This window comes from Saccharopolyspora pogona, from assembly GCF_014697215.1.
Lineage (GTDB): Bacteria > Actinomycetota > Actinomycetes > Mycobacteriales > Pseudonocardiaceae > Saccharopolyspora > Saccharopolyspora hattusasensis.
Map to the genome: position 1 here is coordinate 9,340,939 of NZ_CP031142.1, position 7,149 is coordinate 9,348,087.

Consider the following 7,149-nt stretch of genomic DNA (forward strand, 5'->3'; position numbering starts at 1 on the left):
CCCGAGTGATGGACAGGGGGTTTACGGGGAAGTCGCTGAAGGCTTCGGTCCACTACATCGTTGTTCAGGTACTGCTCGGCAATGAGGACGCGAAGGCGATGGTGGCGGGCTCGGGGATCGTGATTCCTGGCCCGGGGCCTGATGCGGCCATGCGGTTGCTGGAGCAGATCGCCGATCACCTCCGCGCCGCGAGGGGCATGCTGGACTCTGGTGTGTTGCGGCGGGTTGTGGGAGGTGCGGCGAGTAAGCAGTTCCAGGACGCCACCGGGGGTGTTGTCCCGCAGCTTCGGCTGACCGGTGGCCCCGATGCCGTGCGGGAGTTCATGCGGTAGACGGCGGCGGATGACGTTCATTTCCTTGTGCTGAGGGTACCGTCGGCGGCTTCGCAGGATGCCTCGCGGGCAGAGTATGTGAAGGGCAACGGCGCGAATGCGTTCCTGGCCTCTGGTGACTTTTTGGAGGCGGGCAGGCGCACTATTTCCTGGACACGGTCCGGGGTGATGACAGAAGGATTGATCTCGAGTCGGCGTTGCCGTCGGAGGTGATAGCGGGCGCGGGCGATGACTTGGCCTGGTGGGCTCAGCATGGCGGGCTGCGCGCCTCTGCGGGGGGCAGCGATGGTGGTGGTTCCGCAGTGCCTGTGTCGTGGGGGGAGGGTTCGCAGCCGACGGCGGCTGGCATCATTCTGGGTGGGCCGGCGCAGGTGGCGTGGCTGGATGGCCGGTTGCCGCGAGTGGCGGAGTTGCTTGATGTGTCGGAGTCCGTGCGGTTGGATCGTAACCTGGCGGGGATTGCGGAGGTGGCCGAGTTGGCGGGCCGTATGGAGCGGCATTTGAAGATGATGCCGCCGGAATTCGATCCGGACGGTGAGCGCGCATTCAACGTCGAGCGTGCGAAGCGCATGGTACGGCAGGGAGCCTGGACCTCAACGGATTTGCAGAGAGTCAAGGACCGAGTTCACGACCGGTGGCTGATAGGGCGGCTTCGAGGTGTTCCACACCGAACCGCGCAAGCCTGTCGCGGTGCTCGACTACGATCCGAGTGATGCCGGGATAGGCAAGGATCTTCCGCAACTTCGTGCGGGTTCCATTCGGTCCCGAACCGACCTCGGTGACCGTCGCGTCCAGTGAAATCCCGCGCGTGCCGTACTCCTCAACCACACAACCAACTTGGCGGGTGAGGTCGTCTTTCTGGTCAGCGCTGGACACCCGGTAGTAAGCCACCGTACGACCATCCCGAATCTTGGGCGGGTCCACGAGGATCGTGCCGGTCGGAAGCTGACGAGCGGGCACGTCTTACCAGAAACGATTCACGGGCTCATTGGTCAGCTCTGGGCCTTGGTGTCGGAGCGAGACCGATGCCCCTTTTCTTCTATCGCCCGGGTTAAAGGGGCACGCTTGCCGGGCTTCCGTAGCGGAATGCCGTGTTGTGCTGGCAGTGTTGTTCTGTTGTCGCGTGTGCGACGCCGAATGCGCGCATGACGAGAAGCGGTGAGGGGTATGCTTGGCCAGGAACGTTGGTTTCTGCTGGCGGCCCCACAGTTGGTTCCTGAGGTCACGGACGAGGTTTCTCGGCTGGATTTGCCACGCTCGCTCACGACGAATCTCCCGGGTGGGGCCGGAGGCCTTTACTTGTGTGACGGCTGGGCGGGGTGTCGGGCTTTCATGTCAAGCTCAGGAGCGCGGCACGGTTCGATTCGACACCCCACCGCAGGCCTGCCTTGCGGAGGTCCTGGTGTTCTGCAATGAACTCCGCGATCAGCGATGTGGCCGGTCGATCTCGGCCGTGAAGAAAGCCGACGCCGAGTCGAGTATCGCGTTGTCACGCCCTAGTTCCGTGTTCTCCCGGTGTAGCCGTTGCAACTCCGCCGACTCTTCGGAGGTCGGACTCGCACGCGCTCTGGTGTCGATCTCGCTGTGGCGAACCCACCTGCGCACCGTCTCGACTGTCCCGATACCCAGCGGATCGGCCACTGCCTGGATCGCCGGCCATATCGCCGACCATTCCGGGGCATGCTCCTCGCGAGCCTCGGCGAACATCCGTACAGCCTGCTCACGTCACTCCGGCGGGTACTTCGTCGAACGAGACACGACTCCCTCCTTCTCAGCAGATCAAATCTGGCGACACACCGGGGCGGCTCAGGACTTCCTCGTCGCTGGTTTCAGGGTGGGGTGGTGGTGATGTTTTCGTCGATCATGGTGCCGGAGGGGGTGCGGCGGCTTTTTCAGGTGTTGACGGGTGAGGATATGACGGATGCGGATGAGGGTGGGTTGTTCGCGGTGGCGGATGCGTTGGAGTCGGGTGCGGTGGGGGTGGGTGAGGTAGGGGGTTTTGTGGCGGAGTTGGTGGGGAAGGTGCGGACGGAGTTTTCGGGGAAGGCGGCGGACCGGTTCGCGGGGGGTTTGGAGGTTTTCGATGGGTTGCTGGCCTCGGGTGAGGGGGCGTTGCGGGAGTTGGCGGTGTTCGTGCGGGATCTGGCGCGGCAGGTGCGGTATTTGAAGTTGGTGACGATTTATGGTTTGGAATTGTTGTTGTTGGAGATGGCGTGGGCGGTGGCGATGGCGGGGGCGACCGGTGGTGCGTCGATGGCGTGGCTGGCGGCGCGGATGGCGGTGATGCGGTTTTTGTTGTCGCGGTGGTGGGGTCAGTTGTTCATGCGGTTGGCGATGGCGGCGGCCGGTGGTGTGGCGTTCAACGTGGTACCGGATCTGCAGGCCCAGTTGCAGATGCTGGGTGAGAAGTCCAGTGAGAAGTGGGACGGGAAGCTCAGCGAGCAGGCGGCGGGAATGGGGGCGTTTTCGGCGTTGGTGTCGCTGCCGTTGTCGGCGCTGGGTGGTCTGGTGAGCAACGCGTTGACGAAGGTGCTGGTGCGGGGGCTGGGCGATGAGGTGGACGCGGCGATTCTGGAGGCGGCGGTGAGGCGGGCGGTGGCCGAGCATGCGGAGTTGTATCCGGTGTCGGCGATGGCGCGCTTCGCGGATGTGGTGGGGGAGCATTTGGATTTTTATGCGGGGATGTCGGTGTGGGGCATGTGGTCGGCGCGGTTCGGCGAGTGGGTCGGGGAGGCGTTGGAGAACGCGTTGTCGGAGTTGTTCGGGGAGGTGGGGTATCTGGCGGCCACGGGCCAGGAAGTGACCTGGAACCCGTTCTCGGTGACGGCGGGTGTGTTCGAGTCGGTGTTCAGTGGTGTGGGCAATTTGGCGGGGTTGGTGTGGCGGGGCAAGCTGCACCCGGAAGGCCCGAGCCCGTACCTCGAGGGCACCGGCCGGCGTGAGGGCACCACCACCGATGGTGGCGGGTTTGACGAGGAGAAGACCCCGCTACTGGGGATAGGGTCCGGGTCGCAGACAGGGGATATCCCTGGCTCCCCGGGCAAGGACAACACGTTCGATTCCTCCGATTCCTCGAAGCCGTCTGATGTGGACTCTGTTCTCCCGGTCGGGCCGGTGGATTCGGCTGCGGTGTCGGTGCCCTCCGGCAAAGACCCCGTGGTGTCCGCTGTCGTAGACGGCAAGGACAGTAAGGACGTTAAGGGCGGTAAGGAGGGTGCCGATGGCAGCGTGCCGGGCGGGAAGCCGGCTCGTGGTGTTCCGGAGGTGCCCGGTTCCGGGCAGCACCGGCCAGGCGCACCGCTGCCGGCACATTCCGACGGGGTGGTGGGTTCCGGGCAGGACCGGCCGGGGACACCGCCGCCAGCGTATTCCGATGAGGTGGTGGGTTCCGGGCCGGACCAGCCGGGGACACCGCCGCCAGCGTATTCCGATGGGGTAGTGGGTTCCGGGCAGGACCGGCCGGGGACGCCGCCGCCGGCGTACCGTCCGGTTGCCGGTGGCGATCCGGTGCCCGGAGGGCATGGTGTGGATGTGCCCGGGAACCGGCCGCTGGAGGTGTTTACCTCGCAGACCCCGGACTCACCGGCGGTGACCCCACATGCTTCTGGTGCGCCTGCGGATACCGCGTTGCCGGAGACTGGCAGGTCCGGGTCTGTCGTGGACTCCGACAGTGGTGTGCTTGCGGGGCAGCCGACGTCGCCGAGTGGGATGACCGGCCGCGATGGGGATCCCGGTGTGGACTCGGTCGCGGGGCATGGGGATTCGCATCGCACGGATGTTGCTGCGGTGTCGTCGGATTCGGCGATGTTGCCGGTGGAGGGGTCGCAGGCGGCGCCGTATCTGCATCAGGATCCGGCGGGACTGCCTGCGGGCTTGCCGGCGGACACGGTGCGGGTGCCGGTGCCCGCGGATGTGGTGTCTCGTGGCGGGTTGGCGGAGTTCGTGCGGGGCGGTGTTGCGGATTCCACGGGTGGGCCTGTGGTGCTGGTCGCGCAGGGTGGTTCGGGTGCGGGTGTGGTGGTGTCGCCTGGTCAGGGTTCGGCCCTGGCGCGGGGCTTGGAGCGGAATGTTGTCGCGTTGACGCCGGGGCAGGGCGGGGTTGGGCTGCAGTGGACGGTGTTCGCCGCGGATGGATCGGCAAGGCCGGTGGCCGGGCCCGGTGCCCCGGTGCCGGCTGGCGGGCGTGGGGGCGTGGCCGGCCTGGCGGACGCCTCGACTGCTGTTCCGGACTCCGGTCAGCAGGCAGTGGTCCCGGAGGAGACACCGGCTGTCCAGACGGCATCGGTGGCCAGCGCAGGCGGGTGGGGATCTGGCGAGCCGGTCACCGACGCATCCGGGCGGACCCACCAGAACCCGGACGAGGAGTTCCGCGCGTCGCGGCCGGCGGACGATCGGGCGGAGACCACCGGCGGGGAAACCGCCGAACGAAGCGGGGAAACCGAGCGGGGAACGGCCCGTGAGAGTAGTCCCGAACCGGAGACCACTCCGGCCGATCCGGCGTCTACGGCCACGACGGAAACTGCTCGCAAGGCCCGGGAGCAGTCTGCAGCGTCGCACCGCTCCAGTGGATTGCGGGAGTTTGGTGATCGGAGCGCACGGTCCGATGAGGAGTCCTTGGCTGGCGACTCGTCGGAGGCATCGTCGGATTCGGACGTGTCGGAGTCTTGGCCGTCTTCGGGCGACTTGGGCGGCAGTGTGTCGTCGGTGGAGTCGTCGTTGGAGCCGTCGGTGGAGTCGTCGGTGGAGTCGTCGGTGGCGGATGTGCGTGGGGAGATCGATCGGGCGAAGGAGGTGGGCTGGTCCAGGGATGATGAGGTGGCGGCGGGGCGGATTGTGTGGGGCACGCATGACATCGCGAAGTTGGCTCGTGGGGATGCTGTCGTGTCGCGGGAGGATGTGGTGGCGCTGGTCGCGGCCAAGCATCACGAGCTCGCCGGTTATCACCAGGACCAGGTTGTGGAGTTTTCCCAGGCGTTGGCGGACAGGCTGGGGACGCGGGGCAGCGGGCTGGCCATCCGGGCCGGGGCGGGGCCGGAGGATCAGGCGGGGCGCTCAGGGGAGTCTTCTGCGGCGGCCGAGTTGAGTGCGTTGATCGCTAAAGCGAACGCTGGGCTGGAGAGGATGCGCCGGCAGGGGCTGCCGGAGGAGACGCTGCCGATAAACGGTGTGATGGCTGAAGTGCAGGAGCGCATGGGAGCTCTTGTAGGCGGTGACGGTCTCCGGAATGTGGTGGCGCACCACATGCTGAGTCATCCGGGGGATGCGGAGAGCACCAAAGAGTTCCTTCGAGAATTCTATGAGTTGGTCTGGGATGAGCGATACGAGCGGGCCGCGGCGCAGGTGCATGAGTGGGACGGGATTGCGGGTCCTGATGCTGTGGCCCGGTTGTTGGTTGATGCGGACGGGATTTTGGGGCCGCTGAAGGTGTCGGGGCGGTTCGGGGTTGTGCTGGCGCACTGGTTGGGTGAGCATCGGCGTGACTGGCGCGGTGCTCAGGCGGTGCGTGTGGAACTGGCCGATTACCTGGCCGGTGACCCTGGCATTGGCATGGCGGTGAGTGGTTTGACTAGCGGCGCGTTCGAGGAGGTGAGAGCGGAAGAGGAGCGTTGGCAGGCAGATCGTGCTGGGAATCAGGCGGAGGCTGCTGCCCCGATGGTGCGGGGGCGTGTTGTTGATTCGGGGCTGAGCGTTATTTATCAGGTTAGTTCGGTAAAGCGGACATTCGCGGATGCCGGTCGGGTGCTGCGGCAGTTGGCCGACGCACAAGATCAAGGTGCCGTGGCCCGTTTGTACGCTGCCGCGGACGACGTCTTGGGGCCCCTTAAGGAGTCACGGCCCTTCCGGGATGTGATGGCACGTCAGTTGATGACGAACCCGCGGGCTGATCAGCAGGTGCAGGAGTTGCGGTGGAAACTGGTCCGTTACCTGACTGGTGACCTGAGTGGCGGTGCGGACTCGAGTGCTGCCGACAACTTGCTTTCCGCCACGGTGACCCCGGAGCCTGGAAACAAGTACTCTGAAGGAACACAGATGCTACTGCGGCGCGTGGCGGTTGGCAAGGCGCTTAGTGGTTTGCCGAACAATGATGCTGTCAACCGGGTGGTGCGAAACGCGGCGTATGAGGACGCGCTTCGCGGGGGTTACACCGCCGCTGCTTTGGGGGATCGGTTCAACAGATCTCAGAATTGGGTTGGCAGAGTTCTTGATGATGTCAAGGTTCAGCTGATCTCCGATTTGCAAGCTGCGGTGGGGTCTCTGCGGCAGATTTTGGCGGAGGCGGAGGCAAACACTGACCTGCGGAACGAATATGAAGCCAAGATCGCGGAGTGGTCGGATCTAAATGGGGTGCATGTCAAAACGATCCGTCGTTGGGTAGAGGAAGCTGCCGCTGCTGTTCGGGGGGAGCAGTTCCGAAATGATCCGATACGGTTGGTATGGGATGAGCGATACGTGCGGGCCGCGGCGCAGTTGGATGAGTGGACCGGGATTGCGGGTCGTGATGCTGTGGCCCGGTTGTTGGTTGATGCGGACGGGATTTTGGGGCCGCTGAAGGTGTCGGGGCGGTTCGGGGTTGTGCTGGCGCACTGGTTGGGTGAGCATTCGCGTGACTGGCACGGTGCCCAGGCAGTGCGTGCGGAACTGGCCGGTTACCTGTCCGGTGACCCTGGCATTGGCATGGCGGTGAGTGGTTTGACTAGCGACGCACTCGAGAAGGCGAAAACGGAAGAGGAGGATTGGCAGGCAGATCGTGCTCGGAACCAGGCGGAGGCTGCTGCCCCGATGGTGCGGGGGGTGTTGTGGATTCGGCGCTGAGCGT

3 protein-coding genes and 1 pseudogene are annotated in these 7,149 nt (G+C 65.4%); 2 read left to right on the plus strand and 2 right to left on the minus strand.

Features of this window, described 5'->3' with window-relative positions:
• Positions 1 to 5 precede the first annotated feature (5 nt).
• Entirely contained in the window at positions 6 to 332 is a 327-nt protein-coding gene (locus tag DL519_RS43890; protein WP_190823630.1) for a hypothetical protein, read from the plus strand.
• Positions 333 to 944: 612 nt separating this feature from the next.
• On the opposite strand, the gene DL519_RS43895 is transcribed toward DL519_RS43890, so the two are convergent.
• Positions 945 to 1,223 carry a recombinase family protein gene (locus tag DL519_RS43895; protein WP_190823631.1) on the minus strand — a complete coding sequence of 93 codons (279 nt, stop codon included), beginning with the start codon at positions 1,221 to 1,223 and terminating at the stop codon, positions 945 to 947.
• Between the two features lie 469 nt (positions 1,224 to 1,692).
• A pseudogene (locus DL519_RS48120) lies at positions 1,693 to 2,039 on the minus strand (IS3-like element IS987 family transposase); the annotation flags it as partial.
• Between the two features lie 141 nt (positions 2,040 to 2,180).
• Here DL519_RS48120 and DL519_RS49310 point away from each other — a divergent pair.
• The gene (locus DL519_RS49310) at positions 2,181 to 7,145 is read left to right on the plus strand and encodes a WXG100-like domain-containing protein (RefSeq protein WP_190823632.1); all 4,965 of its coding nucleotides are present in this window, start codon (positions 2,181 to 2,183) and stop codon (positions 7,143 to 7,145) included.
• Positions 7,146 to 7,149: the final 4 nt, after the last annotated feature.